The 15,704-nt window shown below is 69.1% G+C and carries 14 protein-coding genes; 4 read left to right on the top strand and 10 right to left on the bottom strand.

Going from position 1 to position 15,704, the window contains the following annotated elements; all coding sequences use genetic code 11:
• Window positions 1-7: 7 nt before the first annotated feature.
• The 9 genes from ADBZ6K_RS22170 to clpS all read right to left on the bottom strand — a co-directional run bounded on the left by ADBZ6K_RS22170 (window position 8) and on the right by clpS (window position 5,959).
• A complete protein-coding gene (locus ADBZ6K_RS22170; RefSeq protein ID WP_526350719.1) occupies window positions 8-784 on the bottom strand; it encodes a cyclic nucleotide-degrading phosphodiesterase in 777 nt (258 codons plus the stop codon).
• A gap of 64 nt (window positions 785-848) precedes the next feature.
• Window positions 849-1,652, bottom strand: coding sequence for a glutamate racemase (gene murI, locus ADBZ6K_RS22165; protein WP_526350717.1), 804 nt, complete (start codon window positions 1,650-1,652; stop codon window positions 849-851).
• Between the two features lie 14 nt (window positions 1,653-1,666).
• Window positions 1,667-2,347 carry a rhomboid family intramembrane serine protease gene (locus ADBZ6K_RS22160; protein WP_526350715.1) on the bottom strand — a complete coding sequence of 227 codons (681 nt, stop codon included), beginning with the start codon at window positions 2,345-2,347 and terminating at the stop codon, window positions 1,667-1,669.
• Window positions 2,338-3,309 carry a cysteine synthase gene (locus tag ADBZ6K_RS22155; protein ID WP_526350713.1) on the bottom strand — a complete coding sequence of 324 codons (972 nt, stop codon included), beginning with the start codon at window positions 3,307-3,309 and terminating at the stop codon, window positions 2,338-2,340. Before ADBZ6K_RS22155 ends, ADBZ6K_RS22160 begins: the two co-directional genes overlap by 10 nt.
• A gap of 3 nt (window positions 3,310-3,312) precedes the next feature.
• Window positions 3,313-3,585 carry a MoaD/ThiS family protein gene (locus tag ADBZ6K_RS22150; RefSeq protein WP_526350711.1) on the bottom strand — a complete coding sequence of 91 codons (273 nt, stop codon included), beginning with the start codon at window positions 3,583-3,585 and terminating at the stop codon, window positions 3,313-3,315.
• A 34-nt stretch (window positions 3,586-3,619) separates the two neighbouring features.
• Window positions 3,620-4,033 carry a M67 family metallopeptidase gene (locus ADBZ6K_RS22145; protein WP_526350709.1) on the bottom strand — a complete coding sequence of 138 codons (414 nt, stop codon included), beginning with the start codon at window positions 4,031-4,033 and terminating at the stop codon, window positions 3,620-3,622.
• A 13-nt stretch (window positions 4,034-4,046) separates the two neighbouring features.
• On the bottom strand, window positions 4,047-5,069 hold the full coding sequence (locus tag ADBZ6K_RS22140; RefSeq protein WP_526350707.1) for a P1 family peptidase: 1,023 nt from the start codon (window positions 5,067-5,069) through the stop codon (window positions 4,047-4,049).
• Window positions 5,066-5,650: an oxidative stress transcriptional regulator AosR gene (gene aosR / locus ADBZ6K_RS22135; RefSeq protein ID WP_526350705.1), complete on the bottom strand. Its 585-nt coding sequence runs from the start codon at window positions 5,648-5,650 to the stop codon at window positions 5,066-5,068. The genes ADBZ6K_RS22140 and aosR overlap by 4 nt, the downstream gene beginning before the upstream one ends.
• Before the next feature lie 6 nt (window positions 5,651-5,656).
• Complete coding sequence (gene clpS, locus ADBZ6K_RS22130; RefSeq protein WP_526350703.1) at window positions 5,657-5,959, bottom strand: ATP-dependent Clp protease adapter ClpS; 303 nt, start codon at window positions 5,957-5,959, stop codon at window positions 5,657-5,659.
• Between clpS and ADBZ6K_RS22125 the strand changes: the two genes are divergently transcribed.
• The 3 genes from ADBZ6K_RS22125 to ADBZ6K_RS22115 all read left to right on the top strand — a co-directional run bounded on the left by ADBZ6K_RS22125 (window position 5,958) and on the right by ADBZ6K_RS22115 (window position 10,848).
• Window positions 5,958-7,343 carry a nicotinate phosphoribosyltransferase gene (locus ADBZ6K_RS22125; protein ID WP_526350701.1) on the top strand — a complete coding sequence of 462 codons (1,386 nt, stop codon included), beginning with the start codon at window positions 5,958-5,960 and terminating at the stop codon, window positions 7,341-7,343. The two genes, clpS and ADBZ6K_RS22125, sit on opposite strands and share 2 nt — an antisense overlap.
• Before the next feature lie 10 nt (window positions 7,344-7,353).
• The gene (locus ADBZ6K_RS22120; RefSeq protein WP_526350699.1) at window positions 7,354-9,312 is read left to right on the top strand and encodes an ATP-dependent DNA helicase; all 1,959 of its coding nucleotides are present in this window, start codon (window positions 7,354-7,356) and stop codon (window positions 9,310-9,312) included.
• A gap of 102 nt (window positions 9,313-9,414) precedes the next feature.
• Complete coding sequence (locus ADBZ6K_RS22115) at window positions 9,415-10,848, top strand: neutral zinc metallopeptidase (RefSeq protein ID WP_526350697.1); 1,434 nt, start codon at window positions 9,415-9,417, stop codon at window positions 10,846-10,848.
• Here ADBZ6K_RS22115 and glgP read toward each other — a convergent pair whose 3' ends face one another.
• The gene (glgP, locus tag ADBZ6K_RS22110; RefSeq protein ID WP_526350695.1) at window positions 10,849-13,431 is read right to left on the bottom strand and encodes an alpha-glucan family phosphorylase; all 2,583 of its coding nucleotides are present in this window, start codon (window positions 13,429-13,431) and stop codon (window positions 10,849-10,851) included.
• 183 nt (window positions 13,432-13,614) lie between these two features.
• Here glgP and ADBZ6K_RS22105 point away from each other — a divergent pair, with 183 nt between their 5' ends.
• Window positions 13,615-15,702, top strand: coding sequence for a maltotransferase domain-containing protein (locus ADBZ6K_RS22105; protein WP_526350693.1), 2,088 nt, complete (start codon window positions 13,615-13,617; stop codon window positions 15,700-15,702).
• Window positions 15,703-15,704 lie beyond the last annotated feature (2 nt).

Below are 15,704 nucleotides of genomic sequence, written 5' to 3'. Positions count from 1 at the left end.
GCCAACCCTAGTGGGTCGCGCCGATGTCGAATGCCTCCCCGGACACCACGGCATGCACCGGACCCTCGAATTCCGCCTTGGCCTCGCTGATGACGTCCTCCCGCGACGTCCATGGCGGGATGTGCGTCAACAACAGCTCCCCCACGCCGGCGCGCGCGGCCATCTGCCCCGCCTCCGTGCCCGACAGGTGCAGCCCCGGCGGATGCGACGGCGAGTGGGTCCACGACGCCTCACACAGGAGCACGTCGGCGCCCAGCGCCAGCTCGACGAGCGCGTCACACACCCCGGTGTCGCCGCTGTAGACCAGCGTGGCGCCGGACGGATCGGTGAACCGCATCCCGTAGGACTCAGTCGGGTGGCACACCCGACGCGGCAGGACGCTCAGCGAACCGATCTTCACGGCGCGTTCGTCGCTCCAGTGCCGCACCTCGAACAGGTCGGTGAAGTCGTCGATCTCACCGGGCTCCGGCGACGACGCCGCGCCGATCCGGGCCCAGGTGCCCTCGGGGCCGTACATGACTCCTCGCCCGACGGCCGGGCTCGGGTGGTAGCGCCGCCACACGAACAAGCCGGGCAGGTCCAGGCAGTGGTCGGCGTGCAGATGCGACAGCAGCACGTGGACCGCGTTGGGATCGGCATAGCGCTGCAGCGCTCCGAGCACGCCCGCGCCGAAGTCGACCACCAGCGGTGGAGTGTCGGGCGCGGTCAGGAGATAGCCAGACGCCGGCGAATCGGGCCCGACGACGCTGCCGGAGCACCCCAAGACCGTCAATCGCACAACCACTAGCTTGCCATGTCCACAATCGCCGTGACCGAAACATCACGGGGTTCGTGGGCCAACGTCACTTTCAGCCGCCGACGTGACGCTGGGCGGAGCGCACCCCGTCGAGCGTCGGCCCGAGGAATCGCGCCGCCAGCGCAGCGAACGCCTCGAGGTCGCCGGTCGCCTCGAACTCCCGCCGCGGAGGTGGCGCATCGTGAGGCCGCAGCAAATCCTGCTGGGTCAGCACCCGCAACAGGTCCTTGGCGGTTTCCTCGGCGCTGGACACCAGCGTGACGTGATCACCGAGCGCCAGCTGGATCAACCCGGACAGCATCGGGTAGTGCGTGCAGCCCAGCACCAGCGTGTCGACCTCGGCGCGCTGCAGCGGTTCGAGGTAGCCCTCCGCCAGTCCCAGCACCTGCCTGCCGCTGGTCACCCCGCGCTCGACGAAGTCGACGAACCGCGGGCACGCCACCGCGATGACCTCGGTGTCGCGGGCCGCGGCGAACGCGTCCTGGTAGGCGCCCGAGGAGATCGTCGCCGCTGTCCCGATCACCCCGATGCGACCGTTACGGGTGGCCGCCGCCGCGCGACGCACCGCGGGCAGGATCACCTCGACGACGGGGATGTCGTAGCGTTCCCGCGCATCGCGCAGACATGCCGAGGAGGCGGTGTTGCAGGCGATCACCAGCGCCTTGACACCGCGGGAGACCAGGTCGTCGCCGATGGCCAGGGCGTGGGCCCGGATCTCGGGAATGGTCAGCGGACCGTAGGGACCGTTGGCGGTGTCGCCCACATAGACGATCTCCTCGTCGGGCAGCTGATCGATGATCGCGCGCGCCACCGTGAGACCGCCGACGCCGGAATCGAAGATTCCAACAGGCGCCATGGCGTCGGGGTGGGTCACGACCTCAGATACGGGTTCGCCGCCTGCTTGCGGGATTGCCGCGTCCTGCGCTCGGGCCCGGACAACACGTAGGCGGCGATCACGCCGGCGATGGCCCCGCACAGATGGCCCTGCCACGAAACCCCGAACGTGCCGGGGAGCACGCCCAAGAGGATTCCGCCGTACACAATCAGCACCACGACACCGACGGCGATCTCCCACGCCGTGCGGGTGAAGATCCCGAACACGATCAGGAACGCCAGCCAGCCGAAGATCAGCCCGGACGCGCCGATGTGGTTGGTCTCGACGGCCATGCCGTTGTAGGTCGGCGCCCCCAGGTTGCCGATCAGCCAGGTGCCGAACCCGCCGAGGATCCAGATCATCGCGGTCGCCCAGATGAACCTGGCCATCCCCGCCAGCGTCATCAGGAAGCCGAGCACCAGGGCGGGTGCGGTGTTGGCCACCAGATGCTGCCAGTCCGCGTGCAACAGCGGCGCGAACGCGATGCCCCACAGGCCGTCGGTCTCCAGCGGCCGGATTCCGTTGCTGTCCAGCTGGTGCCCGGTCAGGACGTCGATCAGCTCGATCACATATAGCAGTGCGACGAAGCTGAGGATTGTGGCCCCACCGACCACCCAGGTGGGGCGCTTCTTCGGCTGCGGTGCCGGCGTCCCGTAGGCGGGACCCATCATGCCCATAGCTGCCCTTCCAGCGCGTCCTCCGCGTCATCCAGGCTACCGGCGTACGCGCCGGTGGACAGGTACTTCCACCCGGCGTCGGCCACCACGAAGGCGATGTCGGCCCGCTCACCTGCGGTGATGGCCTTGGCCGCCATCCCGAGTGCGGCATGTAACACCGCGCCGGTGGAGATGCCGGCGAAGATCCCCTCCTCGGCCACCAGCTGCCGGGTGCGCCGCACCGCGTCGAAGGAGCCCACCGAGAAGCGGGTGGTCAGCACATCGGAGTCATACAGCTCGGGGATGAAACCCTCGTCGATGTTGCGCAGCGCGTACACACCCTCGCCGTAGCGGGGTTCGGCCGCCACGATCTGCACACCCGGCACGTGCTCGCGCAGGAATCGGCCGGTACCCATCAGCGTGCCGGTGGTGCCCAGCCCCGCGACGAAGTGGGTGATCTCGGGCAGATCCTTCAACAGCTCGGGGCCGGTGCCGAGGTAATGCGCGTCGGTGTTGGCCGGGTTGCCGTACTGGTAGAGCATGGTCCATTCGGGATGGTCGGCGGCCAGCTCCTTGGCGCGGGCGACCGCGGTGTTGGAGCCGCCCTCGGCCGGGGTGAAGATGATCTGCGCGCCGTACAGCTCGAGCAGCTGGCGGCGTTCCTCGGAGGTGTTCTCCGGCATCACGCAGATCATCCGGTAGCCCTTGAGCAGGGCCGCCATCGCCAGCGAGATGCCGGTGTTCCCGCTGGTGGGCTCCAGGATCGTCGAGCCGGGGGTGAGCAGCCCGTCGCTCTCGGCCTGCTCGATCATCCGCAGTGCCGGGCGGTCCTTGATCGACCCCGTCGGGTTGCGGTCCTCCAACTTGGCCCACAACCGCACGTGCGCGCCCTCCGCGGCGTCCCGCCAGCGCGGTGACAGTCGCTGCAAACCCACCAGCGGGGTGTCGCCGAGGGCCTGCAGCAACGAGTCGTACCGGGTCAAGACCTAACCACCCGCCACGGCGGGCAGGATCGTCACCGCGTCGCCGTCGGCGATCTGGGTGGCCAGGCCCCCGGAGAACCGCACGTCCTCGTCGTTGACGTAGATGTTCACGAAGCGGTGCAGCTTGCCGTTCTCAACGAGGCGATCGGAGATCCCGGAGTAGTTCGACTCCAGGTCGCTGATGACGGCCTGCAGGGTGTCGCCCGAGGCGCTGACGCGCTTCTCCCCACCGGTGTGTGGGCGCAGGATGGTCGGGATCGAGACGGTGACAGCCATGGGGAGCTCTTCCTCGTGAATCGGTGCTGTGAATTCAGTACTCGTCAACGATTGTGACGGGTTCCTCGGTGACCTCGCCGTCCACGATGCGATAGCTGCGCAACTCGTGCGCGTGCGGGTCACGGGTCGAGACGAGCACGTAGTGGGCGAACGGCTCGGATGCGTACGAGATGTCGGTGCGGCTGGGGTACGCCTCGGTGGCGGTGTGCGAGTGATAGATGACGACTGGCACCTCGTCCGCATCGTCCATGGCCCGCCACACCGCGAGCTGCTCACCGGAGTCGAACCGGTAGAACGTCGGCGACCGCTCGGCGTTGACCATCTGGATGTAGCGCTCCGGGCGGTCGGATCCGTCCGGTCCGGCGATCACCCCGCACGCTTCGTCGGGATGGTCGGCGCGGGCATGGGCGACCATGGCGTCGACGAGGTCACGACGAATCACGAGCACCGCCAAGCACCTCTCACTCGAATGCCCCCGGCAACAGGCTGCGGTACGTAGGTATTCCGGCGACCGGCTCGGCGGCCACCATCCCCACCAGGACGGCCCGGGCCAGGCAGTCCGCCGCGGCCGCACCGACCTCGGTGAGCAGCGGGACCTCCGGCGACATCGACGACGGGATCTCGGTGGCCGGCTGCACCTCGATCGCCCCGGTGGCCAGCGCGAACACCGTGTCGCCGTCCAGCGGGGTGTGGCACGGACGCAGCGTACGCGCCAGCCCGTCGTGCGCGGCGACCGCGACCCTGCGGCAGGCGGCGGGGCTCAACGCCGCATCGGTGGCCACGACCGCGATGGTGGTGTTCAGGGGGCTGTGCTCGGCGATCCGGTCCGCGTACCCCTCGAGCTCGTCAGCGGGCGGCGCGACGAGCCCGAACTCCTCGATCAGGTCGGCCTGCCACGGTAGCCCGGTTGCCTTGTCGATTGCCTCGCCCGCCGCGTTGACGACGGCGATCGCACCGACCGTGACACCTGACGCCAGGGTCATCGACGCCGTCCCAACCCCGCCCTTGAGCACACCGCACCGTGCGCCGGTGCCCGCACCCACGCTGCCGAGCGCGAATTCGATGCCCGCGTTCCTCGCCGCGGCGTAGCCGAACTCCTCGGTCGGGCGGCAGGCCCAGCCACCGACCGGCAGGTCGAAGATGACGGCGGCGGGCACGATCGGCACCACGCCGCCCGCCATCGCCACTCCCCGGCCCTGCTCCTCGAGCCACCGCATCACGCCGTGCGCCGATGCCAGGCCGTAGGCGCTGCCGCCGGAGAGCACCACCGCGTCGACGTGGCGCACCGAGTTGGCGGGGTCGAGCAGATCGGTCTCCCTGGTGCCCGGCGCCCCACCGCGGCAGTCCACTCCACCGGTGGTGCCAGGCGGGGTGAGCACCACCGTCGTGCCGCTGGCCCAGCCCGAGCCCGGCGTCGCGTCGTCGTCCAGACGGTGGTGCTGGCCCACCGTGATGCCCGCGACGTCGGTGATCGAACCACTCATCGCTTGCTGCCCATGAGGCCGAGCACCAGGTACTCCTGCAGCACCGTCAGCCACTGGTAGACGTCGAGATGGCCCGCCATCGGATGCTCGGGCGGCAACCGATCGGGCCCCTCGGGACCGACCTCCAGCATGGTGCCCAGTGCCAGCCGCACGTCGTTGACGGCGGCCGCCCACGCGTGCGCGTCGTCCTCGGTCAGCTCGAACTTCCCGCCACCCGCCGGGACCGTGCGCAACAACCGTTGCGCCGCTTCACGTTTCGCGTCAATGATGGCCGGCTCGTGCAGGCTGCGCAGCGCGCGGTTGAGGCTTTCCGCCGTAGCGGAGCCGGCGGGGTGGTCGGTCTGGGGCCGGTAGAAGTCGGGCAGCAGCCGCTTCATCGTCGCGTCCTGGGGCGGCTGCGAGTTGCCGGTCTTCATTCCGGTGAGCTCTTCGAGTTCGTCTGCGGGGGAAGAGGATTCGCGATCCTCCAACATGCCGAGCAGGGAGCCGACCAGGCTGGTCAGCAGTGCCGCCTCATGGGCCGCCAGCGCGGACCGCAGCCGCGGACCGCCGGGGGTGTCGACCCGCTTCCATTTGCGCACCGTCGGTCAGCGGTCCTGCTGCATGGTTGCCCACAGCCCGGCCGCATGCAGCTTGGACACGTCGACCTCCATGGACTCCCTGCTGCCCGCCGACACAACGGCCTTGCCCTCGTTGTGCACCTGCAACATGAGCTTGGTCGCGTGCGGCTCGCTGTAGCCGAACAGCTTCTGGAAGACATAGGTCACGTACGTCATGAGGTTGACCGGGTCGTCCCACACGATCGTCACCCACGGGCTGTCGGTGGCCTCTGCTGTCGAGACGTCGCGCTCTTCACGGGTCCCAGGTCGCGTCCTCGCCGGCGTAACCATGCGGACAAGGATAGCCGGGCCGTACCCTACCTTCCGAACCACTAACGTTGCAGCTGTGACGGCCGCGCTGCTGACCGACAAGTACGAGCTGACGATGCTTGCCGCGGCGCTGCGCGACGGCACCGCACACCGGCGCACCACCTTCGAGGTGTTCGGCAGGCGGCTGCCCGAGGGTCGCCGCTACGGCATCGTCGCGGGCACCGCCCGGCTGGTGGAAGCGTTGGCGCAGTTCAGGTTCGACGACGCCGCGCTGGCCTCCCTCGAGGACTTCCTCGACCGGGACACCATGGCCTACCTGGCCCGGTACCGATTCCGTGGCGACGTCGACGGCTATCCGGAGGGTGAGCTGTACTTCCCGGGGTCGCCGATCCTGTCGGTGCACGGGGCCTTCGGCGAATGCGTGGTGCTCGAGACGCTGGCCCTGTCGATCCTCAATCACGACACCGCGGTCGCATCGGCCGCCGCGCGGATGGTCAGCGCCGCCGGCGACAGGCCGCTCATCGAGATGGGCTCGCGGCGCACCCACGAGTGGGCCGCCGTCGCATCCGCCCGCGCCGCCTACCTCGCCGGCTTCACCGGATCGTCGAACCTCGAGGCGCAGCGCACTTACGGCGTGCCCGCCCTCGGCACCAGCGCACACGCCTTCACGCTGTTGCACACCACCGCGCCAGAGCCGGGCGATCGCGGGCCGAACACCTCGGCGTGGGAGCGCGCGGCGTTCCGGGCCCAGGTCGACGCGCTCGGAGTGGGCACCACCCTGCTGGTGGACACCTACGACATCACCGCGGGGGTGGCCAACGCCATCGAAGTGGCCGGTCCGCAGCTCGGCGCGGTGCGCATCGACTCCGGCGACCTGGGCGTGCTGGCCCGCCAGGTACGCGACCAGCTCGACGGGCTCGGCGCCGCCGACACCAGGATCGTGGTGTCCGGTGACCTCGACGAGTTCGCCATCGCCGCGCTGCGGGCCGAGCCCGTCGACTCCTACGGGGTGGGAACGTCCGTGGTCACCGGGTCAGGTGCCCCCACCGCCAGCCTGGTGTACAAGCTCGTCGAGGTGGACGGCATGCCGGTGGAGAAGCGCAGCACCCACAAGGAATCCCACGGCGGCCGCAAGGCGGCGACCCGGCTGGCCAAACCATCGGGCACGATCGTCGAGGAGATCGTCCATCCCCACGATCGCCCGCCGGCCGAACCCGACCAGCGTCGCCTGACCGTCGAGTTGGTCCGCGGCGGAGAACCGGTCGCCGGCCCCGACGCCCGGACCGGCCTGGACGCCGCGCGCTCCCGGGTGGCCGCGGGGCTGCACAGCCTGCCCTGGGACGGCCTGAAGCTGTCGCGGGGTGAGCCGGCCATCCCCACCCGGATGATCCCGCCACCCGGATGATCCCGCGGTAGTGGAACCCGTCAGCGCGCTGTTGGCCCGGGCCGTCGCCGGGGTGGGCGGCAGCGAGCGCACCGGGCAGGTGGAGATGGCCGAGGCCGTCGCAGGCGCCTTCGACACCGGTGAGCACCTGGCCGTGCAGGCGGGCACCGGCACCGGAAAGTCGCTGGCCTACCTCGTCCCCGCCATCGCACGGGCGGTGACCACCGGCGAGCCGGTCGTCATTTCGACGGCGACGATCGCCCTGCAACGCCAGCTCGTCAACCGCGACCTGCCCCGCCTCGCCGACGCCCTGACCGTCGCACTGCCGCGCAGGCCCACGTTCGCGCTGTTGAAGGGCCGCGGAAACTACCTGTGCCTGAACAAGATTCACAGCGGCGCCGCGGAGCCCGCCGATGGGCCGCAGGAGGAGCTGTTCTCGCCCGTCGCGGTCAGCACGCTCGGCCGCGACGTGCAGCGCCTCTCCGAATGGTCGTCGAACACCGACACCGGGGATCGCGACGAACTCAAACCCGGCGTGCCCGACCGGTCGTGGTCGCAGGTCAGCGTGTCCGCGCGGGAATGCCTGGGAGTGGCGCGCTGCCCGTTCGGCACGGACTGCTTCGCCGAGAAGGCCCGCGACGTCGCGGGCCGCGCCGATGTGGTGGTCACCAACCACGCGCTGCTGGCCATCGACGCCATCTCCGACGCCGCGGTGCTGCCCGAACACGATGCGCTCGTCGTCGACGAGGCCCACGAACTGGTCGACCGGGTCACCGGGGTGGCCACCGCCGAACTGTCGGCGACCTCGATGGGCGTGGCCCATCGACGCGCGGCCGGGCTGGTAGATCCCGAACTCGCCCAGCGGCTGGAAGCCACCATCGCCACGCTGTCGTCGGCCGTCCACGACGCCGAGCCCGGCCGCATCGACCGGCTCGACGACGAGATGGCGACGTATCTGACCGCGCTGCGGGATGCGGCGAGCACGGTCCGGTCGGCGATCGACACCTCGCCCGGGGATCCGAAGGCGGCCTCGGCCCGCACGGAGGCGGTCACCGCGCTTGCCGACGTCGCCGACACCGCGGCCCGCATCATCGGCTCGTTCGGGCCCGCCGTCCCCGACCGCACCGACGTGGTCTGGCTGGACCGCGACGACACCAGGGCGGTGCTGCGAGTCGCGCCGCTGTCGGTGGCAGGACTGTTGCGCAGCAGGCTGTTCGGCCAGGCGACGGTCGTGCTGACCTCCGCGACGTTGACGCTCGGCGGCACGTTCGAGGCGATGGCGGCTGCGTGGGGACTCACCGGATCCGGCGACGAGGACGTGCCCGCCTGGCGGGGTCTCGACGTCGGCTCGCCGTTCGACCACGCCAGGGCCGGCATCCTCTACGTGGCCGCCCACCTGCCGCCGCCTGGGCGCGACGGCACCGGGTCGGCCGAGCAGCTGCGCGAGATCGAGGAGCTGATCACCGCCGCGGGCGGCCGCACGCTCGGGCTGTTCTCGTCCATGCGCGCCGCAAAGGCGGCCGCGGAGGTGATGCGTGAGCGGCTTGGCACCCCGGTGTTGTGTCAGGGCGAGGACACCACCTCCGCGCTGGTCGAGCGGTTCGCAGCCGAACCCGAGACGTCGCTTTTCGGCACGCTGTCGCTGTGGCAGGGCGTCGACGTGCCCGGCCCGTCGCTGTCGCTGGTGCTGATCGACCGGATCCCGTTCCCGCGCCCCGACGATCCCCTGCTGACGGCCCGCCAGCGCGCGGTGAGCGCCCACGGCGGCAACGGCTTCATGACCGTCGCGGCCAGCCACGCGGCCCTGCTGCTGGCCCAGGGCGCGGGGCGGCTGCTGCGGCGAGTCGACGATCGCGGGGTGGTCGCCGTGCTGGACTCCCGGATGGCGACCGCCCGCTACGGGGGCTACCTGCGTGCGTCGCTGCCGCCGTTCTGGTCCACCACCGACCCGCAGCAGGTCCGCGGCGCCCTGCAACGCCTGCGCGGCTGATGCGGACCGCCGCGCAGGTTTGTTCACTATCCTGTCAGCCTGACAGCGAACTTTCCGCGCGTGCCGCCACGGGCCGCCCGACCAATCCGAAAGGCGCTCCCCATGCGCTCCCAACACCTGCTGGGTATCGCCCTCTCGGGTGTCACAGCGGTGCTCGTCGCCGCCTGCTCCACGACGGTGCATGGCAAAGCCGTGTCAGTTTTCGACGACCCGTTCCGGGTCGCGGGCATGGCGGCGACCGAAGGGCCCACCGGGCTGCGGCCCGACGCACAGCCACCGTCACGCGAGGTCACCGACACCGACGGCGGAGACATCGACAACCTGGCCGCCAGCGCGATCAGCGACATCGAGGACTATTGGGGCGAGGCCTATTCGCAGACGTTCGGCGAGGGGTTCACACCCGTGAACGACCTCATCTCGTGGGATGCGGACAGCTACGATGGCCGGTTCTGCGATCAGTACACGTACGGGCTCATCAACGCCGGGTTCTGCCTGGAGGACCAGACCATCGGATGGGATCGCGGCGTGCTGATGCCCGCCCTGCTCGACGCCAACGGCGAGATGGGCGTCGTGATGGTGCTGGCCCACGAGTACGGCCACGCCATCCAGCGCCAGGCCGGACTGGTCAGCAGGGGTACGCAGACCCTGGTGGCCGAGCAGCAGGCCGACTGCCTGTCCGGGGCCTACATGCGCTGGGTTGCCGAAGGGAATTCGTCGCGGTTCACCTTGAGCACCGGCGATGGGCTTAACAACGTGCTGGCGTCGGTGATCGCATTCCGCGACCCGGTTCTCAGCGAGGGCGACGATCTGGTTGGGGTCGACGAACACGGCTCGGCGTTCGAGCGGGTGTCGGCGTTCCAGTTCGGTTTCACCGACGGACCACCCGCATGCGCGGCGATCGACCCGCGTGAGATCGCTCAGCGCCGCGGCGATCTCCCCGTGCTCCTGCCCGAAGATCTATCCGGCGAGCTGGCGGTCTCCGAGGACTCGGTCCGGCAGATGGTCGACGCGATGAACATCCTGTTCAAGCCTGCCAACCCGCCCCAGCTGAGCTTCGATGCGAAGGTGGCGTGCTCCGACGCACGTCCCAGTCCCCCGGTGTCGTTCTGCCCCGCGACCAACACCATCACGGTCGACATGGCCGAGCTGACGGCGCTGGGCAGGCAGTCCGATGAGGCCGATGGTGGTCCTGTCACCGGGGACAACAGCGCGTACTCGATCCTGATCTCGCGCTACATGCAGGCCGTCCAGCACGAGGGCGGGCTGGTCCTCGACAACGCCGTCGCAGCGCTGCGCACCGCATGCCTGACGGGCGTGGCCACCACGAAACTGTCACACGAGGTCACCACACCCGACGGCAACACGATCATGCTGACCGCCGGCGACGTCGACGAGGCGGTCTCGGGCATCCTCACCAACGGCTTGGCGGCCAGCGACGTCAACGGCGAATCGGTGCCGTCGGGCTTCTCCCGCATCGACGCGTTCCGTCTCGGCGTGCTCAGCGACGTGGACCGCTGCGTGAAGCGGTTCCCCTGATCAGGCGAGGGTGACGAGCCCGAGTTCGGTGTCGCCGGCCAGCAGCGGGTGGTGCGGCAGCACCCGCACGGTGTAGCCCACCGGCCCGGCAACCGGCAGCGGCGTGGTGGACGAGAACGTCTCGTTGCCGCCATCCCCGATGCCCGCGTAGGCCATCGGCACGGTGATCGGATTCAGAAGTGAGCCGTCGCCGTCAACGCGTCCAAGCAGGGCCTGCACCGTCACCTCGTCGTGTTTGAGTCCGGCCAGATGGACCGTCGCGGTCAGCGTCAACTCGGAGCCGAGCAGCGGGGTGTCCGGCAGCCCGGTGCTGTCGACATCGGTGATCTCGATCTTCGGCCAGGCGTCCTCGGCACGCTGCCGGTAGGCCGCCAGCCCGGCGGCAGCGCCCACCTCGACGGTCCTGCGCAGCGACTTGGCCGCCGGCGCGTAGTACTGCTCGGTGTAGTCGCGAACCATCCGGGAGGCCAACACCTTGGGCCCGAGCGTGGCCAGCGTGTGGCGCACCATCTCGGCCCAGCGCGGCGGCACCCCGCGCTCGTCACGCTCGTAGAAGGTCGGCGCCACCGACTTCTCCAGCAGGTCGTAGAGCGCGGACGCCTCCAGGTCGTCGCGGCGCTCCTCGTCGGTGACACCGTCGGCGGTCGGGATCTCCCAGCCGTTCTCGCCGTCGTACCACTCATCCCACCAGCCGTCTCGGATCGACAGGTTCAGCCCACCGTTGAGCGCGCTCTTCATTCCCGACGTACCGCAGGCCTCCAGCGGGCGCAGCGGGTTGTTCAGCCAGACGTCACACCCCCAGTACAGAAGGCGTGCCATCCGCATGTCGTAGTCGGGCAGGAACGCGATCCGGTGCCGTACCTCGCTGCGGTCGGCGAACCGCACCACCTGCTGGATCAACCGCTTGCCGCCGTCGTCGGCCGGATGTGACTTGCCCGCCACGACGAGCTGGATCGGCCGCTGGTCGTCGAGCAGCAGCCTCTCGAGGCGTTCGGGATCACGCAGCATCAGGGTCAGCCGCTTGTAGGTCGGCACCCGGCGGGCGAAACCGATGGTCAGCACGTTCGGATCGAATGCCGAGGAGATCCAGCCCAGTTCGGCCTCGGCCATGCCTCGCTGATGCCAGGACGCCCGCAGCCTGCGCCGGACATCCTCGATGAGCAGGCCGCGCAACTCGTCGCGGATCTGCCACAACTGCTCGGGTTCGACGTCCTTGAGCGACTCCCAGGTGCTGCCCTCGGTGAGCGAGGCGCCGCCGGTGAGGGTTTTGGCCTTCGCGATCCATTGCGGCGCCGCCCACGTCGGCGCGTGCACACCGTTGGTGATCGATCCGATCGGCACCTCGGTCGCGTCGAATCCCGGCCACAGCTCGCTGAACATCTCCCTGCTGACCCGACCGTGCAGCAGTGAAACCCCGTTGGCGCGCTGGGCCAGTCGCAGACCCATGTGGGCCATGTTGAACTTCGACGGATCGTCCTCCGCGCCGAAGGCGACAATGCGGTCCAGCGGCACACCGGCCAGCAGCCGTGAGTCCGCACCCGACGGGGCCTGCGGTCGGCCGAAGTAACGCTTGATCATCTCCACCGGGAACCGGTCGATGCCGGCGGGGACCGGTGTGTGGGTGGTGAACACCGTGCTGGACCGCACCGCCGCCAGCGCGGTGCTGAAATCCATATCGGAATCGGCCATCAGTTCACTGATGCGTTCCACCCCCAGGAAGCCGGCATGGCCTTCGTTCATGTGGAAAACCTCGGGATCGGGCAGCTGCTCGATCTCGGTGAACGCCCGGATCGCGCGCACACCCCCGATGCCCGCCAGCATCTCCTGCTTGATGCGGTGCCCCTGGTCGCCGCCGTAGAGCCGGTCGGTGACGTTGCGCAGCTCGTGTTCGTTCTCGGGGATGTCGGAATCCAGCAGCAGCAGCGGAACCCGGCCGACCTGCGCGATCCATACCCGTGCGCGAAGCACTCGGTCGTCGGGCATGTCCAGTTCGATCAGCGCGGGCGACCCGGTGCCGTCGCACAGCAGCCGCAGCGGCAACCCCTGGGGATCCTCCGACGGGTAGGTTTCGGCTTGCCAGCCATCGGTTGTCAGCGACTGCCGGAAGTATCCGGAGCGGTAGTGCAATCCCACCGCGATCAATGGAAGGCCCAGGTCGGACGAGGCTTTCAGATGATCACCCGCCAGGATGCCCAGGCCGCCCGAGTAGTTCGGCAGCACCGCGGTGACACCGAACTCCATTGAGAAGTAAGCGATTCCGACCGGCAACGCCGCTCCGGCGGCGAGCTGCTGCTGATACCACAGGGGCTTGGTCAGGTAGTCGTCGAGATCGGCCGCCTGACGGTCGAGTGCGGCCAGGAAATCCTGGTCGGCCGCCAGTGCGTCGAGGCGCACCGGACTGACCTCTCCAAGCAACGCAACCGGGTCAAAACCCACGCGTTCCCACAGGTTTCGGTCGATCGACGCAAACAGATCCTGAGCCGGCTTATGCCACGACCACCGCAGATTGATGGACAGCTTCTCCAGCGCCGCGAGCCGGCCGGGCAGGTGAGTGCGGACGGTGAACCGACGCAGAGCTTTCACGCGTCATCACCTTACTGAGAAATTGTGCGGGCGCAGACCAGCCAAGTGATCTCTTCGACCACGGGGGATTGAACCGGCCATTACGGTGGGTACAGGCGCGACAGAGGCTGTAGACCAGACAAGCAGATAGCGGCCGCGTCGGCAGACTTAGTCAGCGGCCGCGCCAGCGTAAGGAGTGAGTTGGTGGCCGGTCGTATCGAGATCGACGACGTGCAGCCCGTCGTTTCCGGCGGACGCTTCCCGGCGAAGGCCGTGGTCGGCGAGGTGATACCGGTGTGCGCTTCGGTGTGGCGCGAGGGTCACGACGCGGTCTCCGCATCGCTGGTGGTGCGCTACCACGGCGCCGCTTACCCGCCGCTGGCCGAGGATCCACCCGGGCTGGCCGCGACGGTTCAGCCGGTTCCGATCCAGGACGTCGTCAATCCGGCCACCCCGATCAAGCCGCAGCGGCTGCCGATGTCGCTGGGAACCACACCGGACCTCTTCCACGGCCAGTTCACCCCCGACATCGTCGGCCTGTGGACCTTCCGGGTGGACGGCTGGGGCGACCCGATCAGCACGTGGCGCCACAACGTCACGGCCAAACTCGACGCAGGGCAGAGCGAGTCCGAGCTGTCCAACGACCTGCTGCTCGGTGCGCGGCTGCTGGAGCGGGCCTCCAGCGGTCTGCCCCGCAAGCTGCGCGATCCGCTGTTGGAGGCGGCGACGACGCTGCGCACGCCGGGCGATCCATTCTGGCGGGCCGGGGGGGCGTTGTCCGAAGAGGTCACCGAACTCCTCGACCAGTATCCGCTGCGCGAATTGCTCACCCGCGGAAAGCAATACGGCGTGTGGGTGGACCGCCCGCTGGGCCGGGTGAGTGCCTGGTACGAAATATTCCCCCGCTCCACCGGCGGCTGGGACGAGGGGGGCCACCCCGTCCACGGCACGTTCGTCACGGCGGCCGCCGCGCTCCCGCGCATCGCGCGGATGGGCTTCAACATCGTCTACCTGCCGCCCATTCACCCGATCGGCCACGTCCATCGCAAGGGCCGCAACAACTCGGTTACCTCCGCGCCCGAGGACGTCGGGTCACCCTGGGCGATCGGCAGCGACGAGGGCGGCCACGATGCGGTGCACCCGAGGCTCGGCACCATCGACGACTTTGACGCCTTCGTCGCGGCCGCCCGCGACCAGGGCCTGGAGGTGGCACTGGACCTCGCGCTGCAATGCGCACCGGATCACCCGTGGGCCAAGGCGCATCGCGAGTGGTTCACCGTACTTCCGGACGGCACCATCGCCTATGCGGAGAATCCGCCGAAGAAGTACCAGGACATCTACCCGCTGAACTTCGACACCGATCCAGCCGGCCTCTTCCAGGAGTGCCTGCGTGTGGTCCGGTACTGGGTTTCCCACGGCATCAAGGTCTTCCGGGTCGACAACCCGCACACCAAGCCGCCGAACTTCTGGGCATGGCTCATCGGCCACATCAAGAACGACGACCCCGACGTGATCTTCCTCTCGGAGGCCTTCACCAGACCCGCGCGGCTCTATGGTTTGGCGAAACTCGGCTTCACCCAGTCGTATTCGTACTTCACCTGGCGCACGTCCAAGTGGGAGATCACCGAGTTCGGCCAGCAGATCGCCGAGCACGCCGACGTTGCCTGCCCGAGTCTATGGGTCAACACCCCCGACATCCTGCACGAAAGCCTGCAGCACGGCGGGCCGGGCATGTTTGCCATCCGCGCCGTGCTCGCGTCCACCATGAGTTCGTCGTGGGGGGTGTACTCCGGCTTCGAACTCTTCGAGCACCGCGCCGTGCGCCCCGGCAGCGAGGAGTACCTGAACTCGGAGAAGTATGAACTGCGCCCCCGCGATTTCGAGGGGGCGCTGGCCGAAGGACACTCACTTGAGCCGTTCCTGGCGCGGCTCAACGAGATTCGCCGCAACCACCCCGCGCTGCGCCAACTGCGCACCATCAAGTTCCATTCCATCGACAATGACGCGCTGCTGGCGTTCAGCAAGTTCGATCCGGTGACCGGTGACTGTGTGCTGGTGGTCGTGACGCTGAACGCGTTCGGCCCGGAAGAAGCCACGCTGCGGCTGGACATGCCCGCACTCGGAATGGAGTGGTACGACCGGTTCTGGGTGCGCGACGAGATCACAGGCGAGGAATACCAATGGGGACAATCGAATTACGTGCGGATCGATCCGGTCAGGGCGGTCGCGCATGTGCTCAATCTGCCGGTCATACCGTACGAGTCTCGATTCAACTTGCTACGCAGGGAGTGAAA

The sequence above is a fragment of the Mycobacterium sp. genome, assembly GCF_044223235.1.
Taxonomy (GTDB): Bacteria; Actinomycetota; Actinomycetes; order Mycobacteriales; family Mycobacteriaceae; genus Mycobacterium.
This window is presented reverse-complemented; position numbering and strand designations above follow the sequence as displayed.

Excerpts from the sequence above, each read along its gene's own strand:
- ADBZ6K_RS22115 (WP_526350697.1), top strand. The coding sequence starts at position 9,415 with ATGCGCTCCCAACACCTGCTGGGTATCGCCCTCTCGGGTGTCACAGCG.
- ADBZ6K_RS22160 (WP_526350715.1), bottom strand. The coding sequence starts at position 2,347 with ATGGGCATGATGGGTCCCGCCTACGGGACGCCGGCACCGCAGCCGAAG.
- clpS (WP_526350703.1), bottom strand. The coding sequence starts at position 5,959 with ATGGTTACGCCGGCGAGGACGCGACCTGGGACCCGTGAAGAGCGCGAC.
- murI (WP_526350717.1), bottom strand. The coding sequence starts at position 1,652 with ATGGCGCCTGTTGGAATCTTCGATTCCGGCGTCGGCGGTCTCACGGTG.
- ADBZ6K_RS22140 (WP_526350707.1), bottom strand. The coding sequence starts at position 5,069 with ATGAGTGGTTCGATCACCGACGTCGCGGGCATCACGGTGGGCCAGCAC.
- ADBZ6K_RS22150 (WP_526350711.1), bottom strand. The coding sequence starts at position 3,585 with ATGGCTGTCACCGTCTCGATCCCGACCATCCTGCGCCCACACACCGGT.
- ADBZ6K_RS22125 (WP_526350701.1), top strand. The coding sequence starts at position 5,958 with ATGCGGACAAGGATAGCCGGGCCGTACCCTACCTTCCGAACCACTAAC.